This is a genomic window from Pseudomonas sp. BIGb0381, from assembly GCF_024809815.1.
Classification (GTDB): domain Bacteria; phylum Pseudomonadota; class Gammaproteobacteria; order Pseudomonadales; family Pseudomonadaceae; genus Aquipseudomonas.
Genome location: NZ_JANUEN010000011.1, coordinates 170422 through 187678, shown reverse-complemented (window position 1 = coordinate 187678; position 17257 = coordinate 170422). Strand labels below are relative to the sequence as shown.

16 protein-coding genes are annotated in these 17257 nt (G+C 62.9%); 10 read left to right on the top strand and 6 right to left on the bottom strand.

The features are described 5' to 3' along the window. Positions 1–127: 127 nt before the first annotated feature. From purD to M2397_RS25315, 3 genes are all read left to right on the top strand, one after another. Positions 128–1420 carry a phosphoribosylamine--glycine ligase gene (gene purD, locus M2397_RS25325; protein WP_053134606.1) on the top strand — a complete coding sequence of 431 codons (1293 nt, stop codon included), beginning with the start codon at positions 128–130 and terminating at the stop codon, positions 1418–1420. A 102-nt stretch (positions 1421–1522) separates the two neighbouring features. Beyond that, complete coding sequence (locus tag M2397_RS25320; protein ID WP_131696715.1) at positions 1523–4294, top strand: hybrid sensor histidine kinase/response regulator; 2772 nt, start codon at positions 1523–1525, stop codon at positions 4292–4294. Positions 4295–4458: 164 nt separating this feature from the next. Further along, positions 4459–5055, top strand: a complete 597-nt coding sequence (locus M2397_RS25315; RefSeq protein ID WP_259244693.1) for a MarC family protein — start codon at positions 4459–4461, stop codon at positions 5053–5055. On the opposite strand, the gene M2397_RS25310 is transcribed toward M2397_RS25315, so the two are convergent. The 5 genes from M2397_RS25310 to cobG all read right to left on the bottom strand — a co-directional run bounded on the left by M2397_RS25310 (position 5052) and on the right by cobG (position 10403). Then, positions 5052–5831 (bottom strand): hypothetical protein, encoded by a 780-nt coding sequence (locus M2397_RS25310; RefSeq protein ID WP_131696716.1) that lies wholly within the window; start codon positions 5829–5831, stop codon positions 5052–5054. The genes M2397_RS25315 and M2397_RS25310 overlap by 4 nt on opposite strands. 238 nt (positions 5832–6069) lie before the next feature. Further along, the gene (gene cobJ / locus M2397_RS25305; protein ID WP_259244692.1) at positions 6070–7707 is read right to left on the bottom strand and encodes a precorrin-3B C(17)-methyltransferase; all 1638 of its coding nucleotides are present in this window, start codon (positions 7705–7707) and stop codon (positions 6070–6072) included. Continuing rightward, positions 7707–8438 (bottom strand): precorrin-2 C(20)-methyltransferase, encoded by a 732-nt coding sequence (locus M2397_RS25300; RefSeq protein WP_131696718.1) that lies wholly within the window; start codon positions 8436–8438, stop codon positions 7707–7709. The genes cobJ and M2397_RS25300 overlap by 1 nt, the downstream gene beginning before the upstream one ends. Then, complete coding sequence (locus M2397_RS25295) at positions 8438–9064, bottom strand: precorrin-8X methylmutase (protein ID WP_131696719.1); 627 nt, start codon at positions 9062–9064, stop codon at positions 8438–8440. The genes M2397_RS25300 and M2397_RS25295 overlap by 1 nt, the downstream gene beginning before the upstream one ends. Next, positions 9057–10403: a precorrin-3B synthase gene (gene cobG / locus M2397_RS25290; protein WP_131696720.1), complete on the bottom strand. Its 1347-nt coding sequence runs from the start codon at positions 10401–10403 to the stop codon at positions 9057–9059. Before cobG ends, M2397_RS25295 begins: the two co-directional genes overlap by 8 nt. A gap of 38 nt (positions 10404–10441) precedes the next feature. Between cobG and cbiE the strand changes: the two genes are divergently transcribed. Together cbiE and M2397_RS25280 are read left to right on the top strand one after the other, a co-directional pair. Next, entirely contained in the window at positions 10442–11647 is a 1206-nt protein-coding gene (cbiE, locus tag M2397_RS25285; RefSeq protein ID WP_145336065.1) for a precorrin-6y C5,15-methyltransferase (decarboxylating) subunit CbiE, read from the top strand. Further along, complete coding sequence (locus M2397_RS25280; RefSeq protein WP_131696722.1) at positions 11644–12363, top strand: cobalt-precorrin-6A reductase; 720 nt, start codon at positions 11644–11646, stop codon at positions 12361–12363. The genes cbiE and M2397_RS25280 overlap by 4 nt, the downstream gene beginning before the upstream one ends. 58 nt (positions 12364–12421) lie before the next feature. Here M2397_RS25280 and M2397_RS25275 read toward each other — a convergent pair whose 3' ends face one another. Continuing rightward, positions 12422–12673 (bottom strand): DUF6124 family protein, encoded by a 252-nt coding sequence (locus tag M2397_RS25275; protein ID WP_259244691.1) that lies wholly within the window; start codon positions 12671–12673, stop codon positions 12422–12424. Between the two features lie 434 nt (positions 12674–13107). On the opposite strand from M2397_RS25275, the gene M2397_RS25270 reads away from it, so the two are divergent. The 5 genes from M2397_RS25270 to M2397_RS25250 all read left to right on the top strand — a co-directional run bounded on the left by M2397_RS25270 (position 13108) and on the right by M2397_RS25250 (position 17140). Then, the gene (locus M2397_RS25270) at positions 13108–13464 is read left to right on the top strand and encodes a DNA-binding protein (RefSeq protein ID WP_122309255.1); all 357 of its coding nucleotides are present in this window, start codon (positions 13108–13110) and stop codon (positions 13462–13464) included. Positions 13465–13639: 175 nt separating this feature from the next. Continuing rightward, positions 13640–14035, top strand: a complete 396-nt coding sequence (locus tag M2397_RS25265) for a DUF2946 domain-containing protein (RefSeq protein ID WP_184745370.1) — start codon at positions 13640–13642, stop codon at positions 14033–14035. Between the two features lie 47 nt (positions 14036–14082). Beyond that, a complete protein-coding gene (locus M2397_RS25260) occupies positions 14083–14565 on the top strand; it encodes a copper chaperone PCu(A)C (RefSeq protein ID WP_259244690.1) in 483 nt (160 codons plus the stop codon). Positions 14566–14575: 10 nt separating this feature from the next. Then, complete coding sequence (locus M2397_RS25255; RefSeq protein WP_167655533.1) at positions 14576–14977, top strand: DUF2946 domain-containing protein; 402 nt, start codon at positions 14576–14578, stop codon at positions 14975–14977. 93 nt (positions 14978–15070) lie between these two features. Next, positions 15071–17140 carry a TonB-dependent copper receptor gene (locus M2397_RS25250; RefSeq protein ID WP_131696726.1) on the top strand — a complete coding sequence of 690 codons (2070 nt, stop codon included), beginning with the start codon at positions 15071–15073 and terminating at the stop codon, positions 17138–17140. Positions 17141–17257 lie beyond the last annotated feature (117 nt).

The following is a 17257-nucleotide window of genomic DNA, read 5'->3' as shown; positions in this document are numbered from 1 at the left end:
TCGCGAAAAGCCCGAAAACGCCACGGGGAGTCAGATACCCCCGTTATCGTTGACGATCTTCGCGAGCAAGAACTAGGCGTCCCCCTCGCTCCTACAGAAAGCACAGCGTTTCACAGAGGTTTTTGAAATGAATGTTTTGATCATTGGCAGCGGTGGCCGTGAACACGCCCTGGCCTGGAAAGTTGCCCAGGACCCACGGGTCCAGAAAGTCTTCGTCGCCCCCGGCAACGCCGGTACCGCCATCGAAGCCAAGTGCGAAAACGTCGCCATCGACGTACTGGCCCTTGAGCAACTGGCCGACTTCGCCGAGAAAAACGTCTCCCTGACCATCGTCGGTCCGGAAGTGCCATTGGTGGCGGGTGTTGTGGACCTGTTCCGCAGCCGCGGCCTGGATTGCTTCGGCCCTACCGCCGGCGCTGCCCAGCTGGAAGGCTCGAAAGCCTTCACCAAGGATTTCCTGGCGCGCCACAAGATCCCGACGGCCGACTACCAGAACTTCACCGAGATCGAGCCGGCCCTGGCCTACCTGCGTGAAAAAGGTGCGCCGATCGTGATCAAGGCCGATGGCCTGGCCGCCGGTAAAGGCGTGATCGTCGCCATGACCTTGCAGGAAGCCGAAGACGCCGTGCGTGACATGCTCGCCGGCAATGCCTTTGGTGATGCCGGTTCGCGTGTGGTCATCGAAGAATTCCTCGACGGCGAAGAAGCCAGCTTTATCGTGATGGTCGATGGCAAGAACGTCCTGCCGATGGCCACCAGCCAGGACCACAAACGCGTCGGCGACGGCGACAGCGGCCCGAACACGGGCGGCATGGGTGCCTACTCCCCTGCCCCGGTGGTCACTGCCGACGTGCATCAGCGCGTGATGGACCTGGTGATCTGGCCGACCGTGCGCGGCATGGCCGACGAAGGCAATGTGTACACCGGCTTCCTCTACGCCGGCCTGATGATCGACAAAGCCGGCAACCCGAAAGTCATCGAGTTCAACTGCCGCTTCGGCGACCCGGAAACCCAACCGGTGATGCTGCGCCTGCAATCGAGCCTGGTGCTGCTGGTGGAAGCCGCCCTCGCCCAGGCCCTGGACAAAGTTGAAGCGCAGTGGGATCCACGTCCGAGCGTTGGCATCGTGCTGGCAGCCGGCGGTTACCCTGCCGACTACGCCAAGGGCGATGTGATTGAAGGCCTGGACGCGGCGGCCACCCTGGAAGGCAAGGTGTTCCATGCGGGCACCGCGCTCAAGGACGGCAAGGTCGTGACCGCCGGCGGCCGTGTGCTGTGCGCCACCGCAATGGGGGCCAGCGTCGACGCTGCACAGCAACAGGCGTACAAGCTGGCCGCGAAAATCGACTGGAAAGGCTGCTTCTACCGCACGGACATCGGCTACCGCGCCATTGCCCGTGAACGTGGCGAAAGCCAGTAACGCTAGCTATCCGTTCGGTTAGGCAAGGGCTTCTGGCCCTTGCCGTATACAGGCCTCCCCGCGCATAGTTAACCGTGCATCAACCTACGAAGGGATTTCGCCGTGCGCTGGCTCAGGATCGCCATAGGTTTCACTGTCAGTCTGCTGACGCTGCTCTGCCTGTTCCCGGCCCAGGCCGCCGCGCAAGGCAGTGGCTGGGCAGTATTGCTTGATGAACAGGCCGACCTGCAGCTGAGCGACATCCGCTCCTCACGCTACACCAATCAATTCAGCCCCATCGAACTGGACCGCATTACCGCCGCGGAACCGGACGGCGCGTTGTGGGTACGTTTCAAGCTGCAACCCGGCAAGCACGAGCAAGTGCTGCGAGTATTCGCACCGGACCTGGCGCACCTGAGCCTCTATGTGCTGGACGGCGACACCCTGGTCGAACAACAAAGCAGCGGCACCCGCCAGCCCCAGGCGGAACGCCCGCTGCCCAGCAACGACTTCATGCTGCCGATGCCCCAGAGCCAAAAGACCCTCGACGTCTACCTGCGCCTGGTTTCGGAACACGAACTGCGCCCCTATATCACCTTGGAATCGGCCGTGCTGGCCGCCGCCGATCAGACCCAGACGTTGATCTACGGCCTGCTGTTCGGCTGCCTGCTGATGCTGATCCTGCACAACCTCACGCGCTTCGCTTACCACCGCTCGCGCAGCAGCCTGTGGCTGGCGGCCTGCGAACTGCTGCTGATGCTCAGCCTGGCGCTGCTGCTCAACCTGGTAGGCCCATGGCTGCCGAACTGGCACGCGGTCCAGACCCCAGGCGCCTACCTGGCCCTGCTGCTGACCGCGCCGTGCGGGCTGATGTTTGCCTATCGCTTCTTCATGCCCCTGGGTCCGCACCCGTTGAACAAACTGTTGATGGCCGACATCCTGTTTATCGTGCTGTGCGGCCTGCTGTTGTTGTTCGTCAGTACCCTGCCGCTGAACATCATCACCTACGCGCTGGTGGCCTTGGCGGGCCTGAGCATGCTGTTTGTCTCGGCGTATCACTGGCAGAAAGGCTACCGCCCGGCGCGCTTGTTCGTGGCGGGCATGGTGGTGTTCAACATCGGCACGCTGATCATTCTCCCGGCCTTGCTGGGGCTGACGATGGTGTCGCCCCAAGATTTGATCGTCACATTGCTGGCCTTTATCTGTCTGAGCGGCCTGTTGATGAGCCTGGCCCTGGGCGAGCGCCAGCGCGCGATTGTCGAGGCCCGCTTCAGCCTCAGCCGCGACCTAGCCGCCAGCAATGCCGAGATCGCTGCCAAGGCCGAATTCCTGGCCAAGATCAGCCATGAAATCCGCACCCCCATGAACGGCGTGCTGGGCATGACCGAACTGCTGCTGGGTACGCCGCTGTCGGTGAAGCAGCGCGACTACGTACAAACCATCCACAGCGCCGGGAACGAACTGCTGACATTGATCAACGAGATCCTCGACATCTCCAAGCTCGAATCCGGGCAGATCGAGTTGGATGACGTGCAATTCGACCTCAATGCACTCATCGAGGATTGCCTGAGCATCTTCCGCGCCAAGGCCGAGCAGCAGAACGTCGAGTTGATCAGCTTCATCCAGCCCCAGGTACCCCGCGTCATCAGCGGCGACCCGACACGCCTGCGCCAGGCGCTGCTGAGCCTGCTGGAAAACGCCCTGCACAAAACCGACGAAGGCGAAGTGCTGATCGTCGTCGCCCTGGACGACCGCACCACCAATCCACGCCTGCGCATAGCCGTGCAGGACAGCGGCCTGCCAATGGAGGCCACCGAACGCGAGGCACTGCTGCACAGCGAACTGCACAGCAAGAACTTCCTCTCGGCCACCCGTTTGAGCGGCCACCTGGGCCTGGTGATCGCGCGCCAGCTGATCCTGTTGATGAACGGCGAGTTCGGCATCAAGAGCGGCAGCCATCAGGGCAGCACGTTATGGCTGACCCTGCCGCTGGACCCGGAACGTCTGGAGCGCCCTACCTCGGACCTTGACGGCCCGCTCAAAGGCGCGCGCGTGCTGGTCGTGGACGACAACGATACGTGCCGCAAAGTGCTGGTGCAGCAGTGCTCGGCCTGGGGCCTGAATGTCAGCGCCGTACCGTCGGGTAAAGAGGCCTTGGCCTTGCTGCGCACCAAGGCGCACCTGCGCGATTACTTCGATGTGGTGCTGCTGGACCAGAACATGCCCGGCATGACCGGCATGCAACTGGCGGCGAAGATCAAGGAAGACCCGAGCCTGAACCACGACATCCTGCTGATCATGCTCACCGGCATCAGCAATGCGCCGAGCAAGATCATCGCGCGGAACTGCGGGATCAAACGCATCCTCGCCAAGCCGGTTGCCGGTTACACCCTCAAGACCACCCTGGCCGACGAGTTGACCCAGCGCAGCAAAGGTGGCGCGCAGCCCCGTCCGCCCCTCAGTGTTCCGGCGGCGGTGACCGTGCCCAGCGATTTCAGGATCCTGGTGGCCGAAGACAACAGCATCTCCACCAAAGTGATTCGCGGCATGCTCGGCAAGCTCAACCTCAACCCGGACACGGCCAGCAATGGTGAAGAAGCGCTGGAGGCGATGAAGGCCCAGCGTTATGACCTGGTGTTGATGGACTGTGAGATGCCGGTTCTCGATGGTTTCTCGGCCACCCAGCAACTGCGGGCGTGGGAAGTCAGCCACCAGCGCATTCGCACACCCGTGGTAGCGCTCACGGCGCATATTCTCTCGGAGCACAAAGAGCGCGCACGCCAGGCCGGCATGGACGGACATATGGCCAAGCCGGTGGAGTTGTCGCAGTTGCGTGAGCTGGTGGAGTTCTGGGTGGCGCAGCGTCAACAGCGGCCTGAGCACGCCCCGTCCTGACTTGAAGTGCTGTCCCCATGTGGGAGGGGGCTTGCCCCCGATGACGGTGGTTCGGCTACAGATAATCTGACTGTTACACCGCAATCGGGAGCAAGCCCCCTCCCACATTTGATCTCTGGCGCCTGATAGACTCTCCACACTTTCCCCGCCCGCGAGCCACTCCCATGCTCCAAGTGTTATTCAGCGTTTACCTGAAGATGCTGGTGCTCTACAGCCCGTTCTTCGTGCTGTCCTGCTTTATCAGCCTGACACGTGGTTATTCGAGCAAAGAGCGGCGACGCCTGGCCTGGAAAGTGGCGCTGGCAACCCTGGTGTCGAGCGTGTTGCTCTACCTGTTCGGCCGGGTGATCTTCAGCGTGTTCGGCATCACCGTCGACGCCTTCCGCATCGGCGCCGGCAGTGTGCTGTTTATCTCCGCCCTGGGCATGGCCCAAGGCAAATCGGCGGTGCAGACCGACAACGTGCAGCAGGACGTGACCATCGTACCGCTGACCATCCCTCTCACCGTCGGCCCCGGCACCATCGGTGCACTGCTGGTCATGGGCGTCAGCCAGCCGCACTGGGATGACAAGATCACCGCCATTCTCAGCATCGCCCTGGCCAGCCTCACGGTCGGCGTGGTGCTGTACCTGTCCAACCGTATCGAACGGATTCTCGGTGACCAGGGCTTGCAGATTGTCAGTCGTTTGATGGGATTGTTCGTGTGTGCCCTCGCCGCGCAGATCATCTTTACTGGGGTGCGCGGCTACCTGGTGCCTTAGATGCGGTATTTGGCAATCGCCGACTGCACCTTGTCGCCCGCACTCTCACGCATCAGTCGGATGGTTTTTTCGTTGACCACCGAGGTATTCAGCACCAGGCAGGTCTGCCCGCTGAAAGCCTCGAACTGGGTACTGTCCCATTCCAGAAAAGGCAGCCCAACCTGCTTGCTCACGCCATGGGTGCTGTAAGTCACCAGCACCATCGTCAATTCGCCGTCCGTTTCGGCGCATGACGCCAGGCCAAAATCACCGCCCTCGTGCACGCTGCTATTGCGCTTGAACAGCTCGAAGGATGCCGGCTGCTGCTTCAGGGCCTCCAGCGCATCAGCGGCCAGTTTGGGCAGTGCAGTGAGCAACGGCCCGGTCAGTGACGTCGACGCCAACAGGCTGGCGATGATGTTCAGCGCCGCAAGTTGCACCGTCAGGCCCTTGCCGGAGCTTGAAACCCGCTCGAAACGACTGCGCACCGGCAGCCAACCCAAACCGATCATCACTTTGATGAATTCGTCGTACCAGGCCTCGGTACCTCGGTGGATTTTCAATACATCGCTGACATAGCTGCTGGCCAGCAGATAGCTTTTACGGATGTACTCCATGTTCAGCCCGGACAGCCCCTCGGCAAACGAAATCACACCGTTGTTGACCACCGCCGCGTTGCAGTCGTCCTCCGTGTCGAGGGGCAATGAGGGCTGCGCACCTGACGCCCTCGGTAATGTGTAGGCCGCAATCAACTTGCGCCGTTTTGTGTTGTTGATCCTTCTGTGATGTCGCTCCATTTTCAGTTCTCCACAAACACCCCGACTCGGGGCTTGTGTCCACACTAGTCCAGCCACCGGCGGCTCTTCCATGCCACAAACATCGCTTGCCGGCACACGGCAAAAACCCCTGCCCAGCAATGACGGGGCGCTCCTCGAACCCCTCCGGTTTTCGTGGCCAAAAAAAGAAAAAGCCCCGAGCGACAATAGGCAACCACCCATTGTCATTCGGAGCTTTCGTGCAGCCGCCCAGGCGTTTTCAGGAGGCGGGCTTGGCACCGTACCAGCGCGGGGTGTACACCCATTCACCGCCACCGGCGCGAGGGAATGTGCAGGTGGTGGATGAGCCGATCAGCACCATGGTGCGCATGTCCACCTGGTCTGGCGTGAGGTGCCCCAGGGTGGTGACGCGCAGGGTCTGGCCGGGGCGACCGATATCGCGGCCCAGCACCACCGGGATTTCAGGCGTGCGGTGTTGCGCGACGATTTCCAGGGCGCGCCCCAGCTGCCAAGGACGCGAACGCGAGATCGGGTTGTAGAACGCCAGCGCCAGGTCGGCCTGGGACGCAAGGTCCAGGCGCTTTTCGATAATCGACCAGGGTTTGAGGTTGTCCGACAGCGACATCACGCAGAAGTCATGGCCCAGCGGCGCACCGGCCTGGGCGGCGGTGGCCAGGGAGGCCGAGACGCCCGGCAGGATTTCCAGCTCGACCTGATGCCACGCCGGATCGCCAGACTCGTGCAACGCCTCGATCACCGCCGCCGCCATGGCGAAGACGCCGGGGTCGCCGGACGACACTACCACCACCGAACGGCCCTGGGCGGCCAGCTCAAACGCATGGCGGGCGCGTTGCATCTCTTCGCGGTTATCGGTGCAGTGCTGCACCTGGTCGTTACGGAACGGCCCGGCCATGCGCACATACGTTTCGTAGCCCAGCACATCGGTGCAGCGCGCGAGTTCGGCCTTTACCGCCGGCACCATCAACTCGGCGGCGCCAGGGCCCAGGCCGATCACGGCAAGGCGACCACGGCGGCGACCGACCTGGGCCAGGTCCAAAGGCTGCTCGGCAACACTGATGACGATGTCTGCACTTGGCGCCACGTCGGCAAACCGCAGCGGCACCCCCAACTGCAACGCCGCTTCATGCAGCGACGCTTCGGCCATCTGCCTATCGCTGGCCAACAGGCACGCCAGGGATTGCACGGCGATGCCCGCCTCGTGCAACGCCGTGCGGACACGCTCCGCCAACTGCGCACCCGGCCTGCAGGTCACGCACACAGTCTTCGGATAGATCAGCAACTCGTTGGCGGCAGGCACACGCTCGGCACTGCCCACGTGAATGGCTAAATGCGCCTGCTGGTCCTGGGGCAAATTCGCCTGATCCAACCACGGCGCCGCACCTTCGATGCGCACGCTTTCGCCGGCCAGCAGGTCGGACACGAAGCGCTTGCCCAGCTCCAGGTCCGCCAGCTCATAACCCGCCGGCGGGTTGAGCAGGCAGGTACCGAAACGCAGCTCGCCACTGGTGGTGATCGCCGCAGCAACGCCCAGTACCGCTGCGATGTCCCGCGCCATGACGTTCACACCACCCAGGCCACCGAGCAACGGCACCACGGCGCTGCCGTCTTCCGCCACGGCCAGCACGGCGGGTTCTTCGCCTTTCTCCAGCAGCAGCGGCGCCAGTGTGCGGATCACGATGCCGGCCGCACACAGGGCAATCAGCGGCGTGCCTTGCTGGTACAGCTGACGCAGGGTCGCGCCAAATTCGCTGTAAGACTGGTCTGCACCCTCAACTCGACCCGCCAGGCCGTGGATCAGTGCGCCAGGGTAAGCCTGCTGAATCCTGCGCGCGGTGGCCAGGCTGCCCTGGCCCAGAATGACAATCGCCGGGTTCATCAACCTTGCCACCTTTCACCCGGCACGATGATCAGCGAGAAGTACGGCGAAGACATCGGCTGCACCTGGTCCAGCGGCACGATTTTCTGGTTGGCCATGGTCGCGCGTTCTACATACAGCGCGCGCTCGGCCAGGCCGAGCTCTTCGAGTACCTGGCGCACCTTGGGGAAATTGCGCCCCAGCTTCATGATCACCGCAGCGTCGGCATCTGCCAGGCGGCGCTTGAGGTCTTCGTGAGGCAACACGCCCGAGAGCACCGAGAGACTCTGGTTGCGATACACCAACGGCGCGCCGAGTACGGAGGCACCGCCGAGCATCGAGCACACGCCTGGGATGACCTGGGCTTCGTAGCGCTCGGCCAAACGGTCATGCAAATACATATAGGAGCCGTAGAAGAACGGGTCGCCCTCACAGATCACCGCCACGTCGCGACCGGCGTCCAGGTGCACAGCCACATCGACACTGGCGGTGTCGTAGAAGTCGCTGATCACTTGCTCATAGGACAACGGCGCCGGCAGCGCTTCGGTGGTCACCGGGTACACCAGCGGCATCAGGGTTTGCTGTGGTACCAGGTGGTCTTCGATGATGCCGAAGGCGTTGCCCTTCTTGCCCTTGGCCACGAAATACGCCACCACCGGTGATTCGCGCAGCAGGCGCAGGGCCTTGACCGTAATCAGTTCCGGGTCTCCAGGGCCGACGCCCAGGCCGATCAAACGTCCGCGTGCCGGCATTATTCGACCTCCGTGGCGAGCGCATTCACCGCAGCGGCGGCCATGGCACTGCCGCCCAGGCGGCCCTGCATGATCACGAACGGTACGCCACGGCTGTCCGCCGCCAGCATGGCCTTGGATTCGGCCGCGCCGACAAAGCCGACCGGGAAGCCGAGGATCAACGCCGGTTTCGGCGCACCGGCATCCAGCATCTCGAGCAGGTAGAACAACGCCGTCGGCGCGTTGCCGATCACTACCACGCTGCCTGCCAGGTGCGGACGCCACAACTCCAGGGCGGCAGCGGAACGGGTGTTGCCCAGCTCCCGCGCCAACTCCGGCACGCTGTCGTCGCGCAGGGTGCAGATCACTGGGTTATTGGCGGGCAGGCGCGCACGGGTCACGCCTTCGGAGACCATCCGCGCATCACACAGAATCGGCGCGCCAGCGGCCAACGCATCGCGCCCGGCCTTACCCGCACCTTCGGAGAACTGCAGGCCGTCGATGGCCTCGACCATGCCGCACGCATGAATCACCCGCACCGCGAGTTTCTCCAAATCAGCCGGGATACGCTCCAAGTTGGCTTCCGCGCGAATAATGGCGAAGGAGTTGCGATAGATCTCCTGACCGTCGCGGATGTAATCAATCATCGGTGTTGCTCCGTGGGTGAGCGCGCAGCAAGGCGCCCGCCGCTTCAATGGAAAGAGTGCGCGCGTGCAGCCGGCCGAAACCGGGGTGGGCTGCCTCGCGAAAATAGAGGTCGTAGTGGCCGGGGCTCACCGCCAGCAAGGTGACCGGCGCAACGTGCGCGGCGGCGCAGGAGCGCGAGCAGCCGGACAGGTGCACGTCATGGCCGGGATGCAACGCGGCCAGTTGCACGGCGTCGGCCTTGGTGTCGGCGAGGGCCTTGGCGCAACCGCTGGAGCCGGTGCAGGCGATCATGTGCGCCAGGGGTTGGTCGACTGAGCAGAGAAAGCCCAATTGCGTCAGGCGTTGGGTCACGGCGTGAGGTTTTTCGACGTTGGGCAGTAGCACACCTTGCCAAGGGGTGAAGCGCAATGTGCCGTCGCCATGTTCGTTGGCGAGTTGCGCGACGCCCTTGAGCATCGTCGAATCCAGGCGCCCCAAGGGTGCGATGGCAGCGACGTAGAATTGATTTTTTTGAGCCTGTGGATAACTCCCGAGGTGCAGCAAAGCGCCGCTGGGCGGGCGTTTGAAGCCGTCGACCGGCAGCAGCGAGAGACTGAGGCGGCTCAGCAACTTATCCACAGCCAGATGGCGCATGCGGGTTTGCTCTGGGGTGGCGAGGTCAAGAAACGCCTCCAGCACCGCCACCACCAACCCATGACCCTGCTCCAGCGGCACGGCGGCCAACGGCGCATCCAGCCCTGGACACCCTGCCAGGCCGAACGCGAGGAGCGTCTCGCCATTGCGTACGAACGCCGACAGCCACAGATCATGATGATGTTCGAGCATCGCCAGGGCTTCGCCGCCATCCAGTTGCACGGCGAACTTGGCCGACAGCTCATGGAAACGCGGATGATTTTGCAAGGTGGCGAGGATCTGCTCGGCCAGCGGCCGGGTGTCGAACAGCATCTGAGGATCGATACCGGCGCTGGGGCTGAGCATCAGGTTGCGTACGTCGTCGCCAGCAGCGTTACTCGGGCCCAGGTCGGCGGCCAGCAGCATGGCAATCAAGGCGTCTTGCTCGGCACCGATCCCACGTATTTGCAGGTTGGCGCGGTTGGTCGCCTCGATCACCCCGCCCGCGTAGGCCTGGGCCGCATCCGCCACGGCATGGGCCTGGGCGGCGCTGATCGAGCCACCGGCCAATTTGATCCGGCAAATGCCGCCATCCAACGCCTGGACGATACGCAGCAACCCCGGACAAGCCGAGGGGCGCAAGGTATTCACAGCGGGCGTTGGGTTCACGGGGCTACCGGTTGACGGGTAAAGGCGCGGTATTATGCCTGCTTTGTCCGGCGGCATGAAAAGCCTGCCCGTCGGATGTCGCTCAAGGAATTGATATGTCGCCCTGGCTGACGGTTGTAGGCATCGGTGAAGACGGCTTCAAGGGGCTGGGCAGGAATGCCCGGCATGCCCTGTTGCGCGCTTCGCGGATTATAGGTGGCCAGCGCCAGTTGGACCTGTTGCCGGTGTGTATTCGCGGTGAGCGCCAGGTGTGGCCGAGCCCGTTCTCCCTGGAGCCGGTACTGGCGCGGCGTGGCGAACCTGTGTGTGTGCTGGCCAGTGGCGATCCGATGTTCTATGGCGTGGGCGCCAGCCTGGCGCGGCAGGTGGCGGCTGAAGAACTGCTGATTTTGCCGGCGCCGTCGTCGGTGTCATTGGCGGCGGCGCGGTTGGGCTGGCCGTTGCAGGAGGTGGTGACGCTGTCCGTAGTGGCCCGGCCGGCGGCGGCGATCAATGCGCATCTGGCCACAGGTGTGCGTTTATTGGTACTGAGTAATGACGGCGGCAGTCCCGCGTTGATTGCTTCGTTGTTGGCTGAATCCGGGTTTGGGCCCAGCCGATTGACCGTGTTTGAACACCTGGGCGGCGCGGATGAGCGGCGCATCGACGGTTTGGCTGAGGATTGGCAACACGCCTCGGTCGCCGATTTGAACCTGGTCGCCATCGACTGCCTGGCTTCCAACGACACACCACGTCTGTCGCGCCTCGCTGGCTTGCCCGATTCCGCCTTCCAGCACGACGGCCAATTGACCAAGCGCGACGTCCGCGCCATGACCCTAGCCCGCCTCGCCCCGATGCCCGGCGAACTGCTGTGGGACGTGGGCGCGGGCAGTGGCTCCATCGGTATCGAATGGATGCGCGCCCATCCGAGTTGCCGCGCATTGGCGATTGAAGCAGACGAAGGCCGCCAGGGCCTTATTGAACACAACCGCGACGCCCTCGGCGTGCCCGGTTTGCAACTGATTCGCGGCAAGGCCCCGGACGCGTTGCACGGCCTTACAGCACCCGACGCCATCTTCATCGGCGGCGGCGTCACCCGCGACGGCGTACTCGACACCTGCTGGCAACACCTGCGCCCCGGCGGTCGATTGGTGGCCAATGCCGTCACCCTGCAAAGTGAAATGACCTTGATGAACTGGCGCGCGGAACACGGCGGCGAACTGACGCGCATCCATGTGGCCCAGGCGCAGCCGTTGGGGGAGTTCGATACATGGCGCCAGGCGCTGCCGATCACATTGCTGGAAGTGGTCAAGCCGCGATGAAACGCATCCTGCTGCTGGGCGGTGTGACCGAAGCACTGGCTATCGCGCGCACCTTGGGGCCGGCGCATATCTACAGCCTGGCGGGTGTGGGGCGTGTGCCGACCGATCTCACCTGCCAGGTGCGTGTCGGCGGTTATGGTGGTGCCGAAGGGTTGGCGCAGTTTGTTCGCGACGAACAGGTCAGCCTGATCCTCGACGCGACCCATCCGTATGCGGCGCAGATCAGCCGCAATGCCGCCGAGGCTGCACGGTTGAGCGGTGTGCCGTGTTGGGCATTGCGTCGCCCCGCGTGGCAACCGCAGGCCGGCGATGACTGGCGAGAGGTCAGTGACTGGGCTGAATTGATCGAGGCCTTGAAACCCTTCAAGCGTCCATTGTTCACCTTGGGCCGCGAGCCGTTGCAGCACCTTGATGAAATCCCGCCCGAGCACTTCTGGACGCTGCGCGCGCTGGATGTGTATCCGGGGAATGAGCGGTGCGAAGTGATTGGCGCGCGCGGGCCGTTTCTGCTTGAAGATGAACGCGCGTTGTTTGAACGGCGTGGGATTGATGTGCTGATCAGCAAGAACAGTGGCAGTACCGCCACCGAGCCGAAGCTGGAAGTGGCGCGGGAACGAGGGGTGCCGGTGTTGGTGTTGAAGCGGCCGGTATTGGCTGTGGTGGATCGGGAGTTCGCCACAGTGGCGGCGGTCTTACAGGCCATCCAATCTCCCTGAACAACACAGTTCAAATGTGGGAGGGGGCAAGCCCCCTCCCTCATTTTGAACTGCGTTGTTAGCTGCCCGCGGCGGACACCTGCCCAACGCCGCGGTGTACCCGATCAGCCAACAACTGCGCCAGTTCGATCAACTGCGCAACGCCAAGCAACTCCTCGCGTTTCGAACCTTCCAGGTCAAACGCCAGGTCGCAACTCAGCGCATTGGCCGAGGCGAGTGTTTCGCTGAGGTTGACCAGCAGGTCTTCGGTGCTGATGCCATCTGTCACGGTGAACAGCCGGACGGGGGGATTTGGGGTGGGTTTGATCATTGTGAAGCTCCTTAATCTAAGTGGAGCTGCCACTGATCGCCGCGATGCGATGGGGGTGGCAGCTGTGCGCAGGTTCGCGGACCGGAGATTAAGGAAGCCGGCATACCCGAAGGTATCCCGCGCACAGCTACCATAGCGCCACACAGTAGACGATAAAAAAGCGTCAACTGAAAGGAGGCAATGCTTAATCAATCCGGGCCGCGGCGCCCGTCCGCTGAGTTTTCAGCGGTGTCCGGAGACTAGAAATTGAGTTTCCTACCGGCAACCTCAAAGAGTTGTCGGAAGTTTCTGTGGAACGAATTCATATTCGGGCTGCGCGGCGGATCAAGGAGAATTTACCTACATGCGTAACGGAACCCGCTGACTACCTAGAACCGCATACCCTTGGCGATGATCCTCGACGCTTTGTCCTACGGCGTAAACATGAGGTTCACATGACTAACAAACCCCGTACGCAGCACCTGACTCGACCTGCTGAAAGCACAATTATCGAGCACATAATCGCGAACCCAGAGTTCGCGCACGCGCTAAGCCTTGAGGCCGACGAACTAAAATTGGATGAACCCGAAGTCGCAGCTCGATTAAACCAATGGCTGGAAAAAGCCCAATACCTATCTGACAGAAAGACAACGTTCACAGTTTTCGACGCTGCTGACCATCTCCACACACAAGAAGATATGGATGCTTTCCTTGAGGCCTGTATCGAAGAAGACCCAGGCGATGGCTCATTGATCAAAGTGGCGCGAGCCGACATTGCCCGCGCGACTCTCAGGCTCAACGCCAAGCAATAGCCAAACACAATCCAAAATGTGGGAGGGGCGTTGACTTGAAGATCGGCATCCCCTCGATTCCCCGTCTATCCTCAAACCCAGCACTGCGACACCAAACCACACCACTACTTTTTACTTATCCCCCCCGATCAGGCTAAATACCCGCCTGATCGTTTAACCCTACGGATTGTCCGCCATGGCCCGTCAACGCTTTGCAATTGCCTGGATCGCCTGCCTTGCAGTGCTGTTCAATGCCTTTGCCATGCCGATGGCCAGTGCGATGCAACAATCCAAGGACCCCGTGCAGCAATTGCTGTGGGGCAGTTTCTGTTCGTCCAATGGCGCCAGCCTGAAGACCATTGCCCTGGGCAAGCTGGAAATCCCGGCGCCGCAGCAGGACGATCATTCCACCATGCAGCATTGCTGGTGTTGCTCCGGCTCGGCGCCGTTGGTGGCGTTGCCGGGGCATGTGCCGCAGTTGTATCTCACGCGATTTGAGACGGTACAGCGTCAACCACACCCCCCATTGCAAACCCCCACCCCGCGCCAGCAATGGCCGAGCCTTAACCCCCGCGCCTCTCCAACGGTTTGATCGTCTTCGCAAGTGAACTGCGTTTAGAACCGTTCTGGAGAACTGCCATGCTTAAATCTTCCCTGCTTCTGGCTGCGTTGCTGCTGCCGGTGTTCAGTGCTGCCAATGCCGAAGACTACAAGGCCGGCGACCTGCTGGTCAGCGATCCCTGGTCCCAGGAGTTGCCGCCGAATGCGCCGACCGTCGCCGCGTATTTCGTGATTCATAACACCGGCGCGACCCCGGATCGCCTGCTCAGTGCCGACACGCCGGTGGCGGACAAGGCCGAGCTGCATGAGCATGTGATGCAGGGCGACTTGATGAAGATGCAGCAAGTCCCCAGCGTTGCCGTACCGGCCAAGGGTGACCTGACCTTCGCGCCCATGGCGTATCACGTGATGTTGCTGGGCCTCAAGGACCGCAGCTTGCTGGCCGATGGCAAGCAATTCCCACTGACCCTGACCTTCGAAAAAGCCGGCAAGGTCGAAGTGGAAGTGTCGGTGCAGAAAGCGCCGCCGATGGCCGGTCACGAGCATATGCACGCTCAGTAAGCCAACCTCGATGGGCGCCCCTCGCGCCAGGTTATCTCCACACCGCCGCGTGATGCGCGGCAGTTGGATCAGCCTGTTCGCCATGCTGATGATCTTTATCGGTCCGCTGATTTCCCAAGCGATGCCGATGGACCATCACGCCGGTATGTCGATGAACATGTCCATGGACATGCCCGGCGAGCATGGCGAAGGCCACCACCCTAAAGCCCCCGACGAACATCACGCGCTCTGGTCCAAGTGCGGTTATTGCGACCTGCTGTACAGTTGCCCGGCCCTGCCTGGCAGCGTGTCATTCGTGGCCATCGGTACCCCGCCGCCGGCCAATGCCCTCACCCCCAACCCGCGCCTGGGCCATGCCCGGCAGAGCATTTTCCCCGGCGCGCGCAGCCGCGCCCCGCCCATCGCCTCGTAAGCACCTGACACCGTTACTTCACCCCGGCCGACTTTAGACAGACAGCCGCAGGCTGCTGGCCGTGTTGTTTACGATTGATTGATGGAATTTGTCATGTCCAGGTTTACTGCTGACTCCCGTTTGGGAAGTACTTCTGTGCTCGCTGCCCTATGCGGCGCCCTGCTCGCCCCCCACGCTCAGGCCGATGAGCACGCCGAACATGAGCTGACGCCCACGGTGATCACCGCGATCGCGCCCAGCTCGCCGCTGACCGTGATTACCAACCCCAAAGACCCGCGCCAACCGGTGCCCGCCAGCGATGGCGGCGACTACCTCAAGACCATCCCCGGCTTCGCCCTGGTACGCAACGGCGGCACCAATGGCGACCCGGTGCTGCGCGGCATGTTCGGCTCACGCCTGAACATCCTCACCAACGGCAGCATGATGCTCGGCGCCTGCCCCGGCAGGATGGATGCACCGACCTCGTACATTTCGCCGGAAACCTACGACAAGCTCACCGTGATCAAAGGCCCGCAGACCGTACTCTGGGGCCCGGGCGCGTCGGCCGGCACCGTCCTGTTCGAGCGCGAACCGGAGCACTTCGGTGAACTCGGCACGCGGCTCAATGCCAGTGTATTGGCCGGTTCCAACGGGCGCTTCGACAAGGTCATCGATGCCGCGGCTGGCGGGCCGCTGGGCTATGTGCGGGTAATCGGCAACCAGGCCCATGCCGATGACTACAAGGACGGCAACAACGACACCGTCGCCTCGCGTTACGACAAGTGGAATGGCGACGTTGCCGTCGGCTTCACCCCGGATGCCGACACCCTGCTGGAGCTCACCGCCGGCCGTGGCGACGGCGAAGCGCGTTACGCCGGGCGCGGCATGGACGGCTCGCAGTTCCTGCGCGAAAGCCTGGGCCTGCGCTTCGAGAAATCGAATATCGGCGAAGTGCTGGATAAGGTCGAAGCCCAGGTCTACTACAACTACGCCGACCACGTGATGGACAACTACAGCCTGCGCACGCCCTCGGGCACCGGGATGATGGCCGGGCCCATGGCCTCCAACGTCGACCGCCGCACCCTCGGCGCGCGCATCAAGGCCACCTGGCGTTGGGCCGACGTGCAACTGATCAGCGGCCTGGATGCACAGACCAACGAGCATCGCCAACGCAGCAGCATGGGCATCGACACCTACAAGGATTTGCCCAAGGTCAAGGACGCCAACTTCCACAACTACGGCGTGTTCGGCGAACTCACCTGGTACGCCGCCGACCGTGACCGCCTGATCACCGGCGCGCGCCTGGACCGCGCCTCGGCCAAGGACTTCCGCCAGACCACCGGTTCCGGCATGAGCGCACGCGCCAACCCGACCGCCGACGACACCCGCGCCGATACCCTGCCCTCGGGCTTTATGCGCTACGAGCACGACCTGGCCGACAGCCCGACCACGCTCTATGCCGGCCTGGGCCACTCGGAACGCTTTCCGGATTACTGGGAGCTGTTCTCGCCCAACACCGGTGCAGTCGGTTCGGTCAACGCCTTCGACGGCGTGAAGCCGGAGAAAACCACCCAGCTCGACTTCGGCGCGCAGTACAAAGCCGACAACCTCGAAGCCTGGGCCTCGGGCTACGTCGGCCAGGTACGTGACTTCATCCTGTTCGACTACCGGCCGGGGATGATGGGCACCACCTCCCAGGCGCGCAATGTAGACGCGCGCATCATGGGCGGCGAACTGGGCGCGGCCTACACGCTGACGCAACACTGGAAGGCCGACGCCACCCTCGCCTACGCCTGGGGCAAGAACAGCAGCGACGGCAAGGCCCTGCCGCAAATGCCGCCGCTGGATGCACGTTTCGGCCTGACCTACAGCGAGGACGACTGGAGCGTCGGCGCCCTGTGGCGGGTGGTGGCGGCGCAAAACCGCATCGACCAGAACAAGGGCAACGTGGTCGGCAAGGACTACGACAAGAGCGGCGGCTTTGGCGTGTTCTCGCTGAATGGCGCGTATCGCATCAACAAAAACTTCAAGGTCAGCACCGGCGTCGACAACCTGTTCGGCAAAGCCTACGCCGAGCACTTGAACCTGGCCGGCAACGCCGGGTTCGGCTACCCGGCCAACGACCCGCAGGCCATCAAGGAGCCAGGTCGCACTCTGTGGACCAAGGTGGACATGAGCTTCTAAAAGCATCGGGGGCAAGCCCCCTCCCACAGTTGGAATGCATTCCACATGTGGGAGGGGGCTTGCCCCCGATGGCGGCCTGACCAACGACAAAAAATTAAGCTTTGCGGAGCATCCCTG

What these genes read in the sequence shown, in the direction of transcription:
- purD (WP_053134606.1), top strand. Translation starts at nt 128, where the DNA reads ATGAATGTTTTGATCATTGGCAGCGGTGGCCGTGAACACGCCCTGGCC.
- M2397_RS25315 (WP_259244693.1), top strand. Translation starts at nt 4,459, where the DNA reads ATGCTCCAAGTGTTATTCAGCGTTTACCTGAAGATGCTGGTGCTCTAC.
- M2397_RS25310 (WP_131696716.1), bottom strand. Translation starts at nt 5,831, where the DNA reads ATGGAGCGACATCACAGAAGGATCAACAACACAAAACGGCGCAAGTTG.
- cobJ (WP_259244692.1), bottom strand. Translation starts at nt 7,707, where the DNA reads ATGAACCCGGCGATTGTCATTCTGGGCCAGGGCAGCCTGGCCACCGCG.
- M2397_RS25300 (WP_131696718.1), bottom strand. Translation starts at nt 8,438, where the DNA reads ATGCCGGCACGCGGACGTTTGATCGGCCTGGGCGTCGGCCCTGGAGAC.
- M2397_RS25295 (WP_131696719.1), bottom strand. Translation starts at nt 9,064, where the DNA reads ATGATTGATTACATCCGCGACGGTCAGGAGATCTATCGCAACTCCTTC.
- cobG (WP_131696720.1), bottom strand. Translation starts at nt 10,403, where the DNA reads ATGCCGCCGGACAAAGCAGGCATAATACCGCGCCTTTACCCGTCAACC.
- cbiE (WP_145336065.1), top strand. Translation starts at nt 10,442, where the DNA reads ATGTCGCCCTGGCTGACGGTTGTAGGCATCGGTGAAGACGGCTTCAAG.
- M2397_RS25280 (WP_131696722.1), top strand. Translation starts at nt 11,644, where the DNA reads ATGAAACGCATCCTGCTGCTGGGCGGTGTGACCGAAGCACTGGCTATC.
- M2397_RS25275 (WP_259244691.1), bottom strand. Translation starts at nt 12,673, where the DNA reads ATGATCAAACCCACCCCAAATCCCCCCGTCCGGCTGTTCACCGTGACA.
- M2397_RS25270 (WP_122309255.1), top strand. Translation starts at nt 13,108, where the DNA reads ATGACTAACAAACCCCGTACGCAGCACCTGACTCGACCTGCTGAAAGC.
- M2397_RS25265 (WP_184745370.1), top strand. Translation starts at nt 13,640, where the DNA reads ATGGCCCGTCAACGCTTTGCAATTGCCTGGATCGCCTGCCTTGCAGTG.
- M2397_RS25260 (WP_259244690.1), top strand. Translation starts at nt 14,083, where the DNA reads ATGCTTAAATCTTCCCTGCTTCTGGCTGCGTTGCTGCTGCCGGTGTTC.
- M2397_RS25255 (WP_167655533.1), top strand. Translation starts at nt 14,576, where the DNA reads ATGGGCGCCCCTCGCGCCAGGTTATCTCCACACCGCCGCGTGATGCGC.
- M2397_RS25250 (WP_131696726.1), top strand. Translation starts at nt 15,071, where the DNA reads ATGTCCAGGTTTACTGCTGACTCCCGTTTGGGAAGTACTTCTGTGCTC.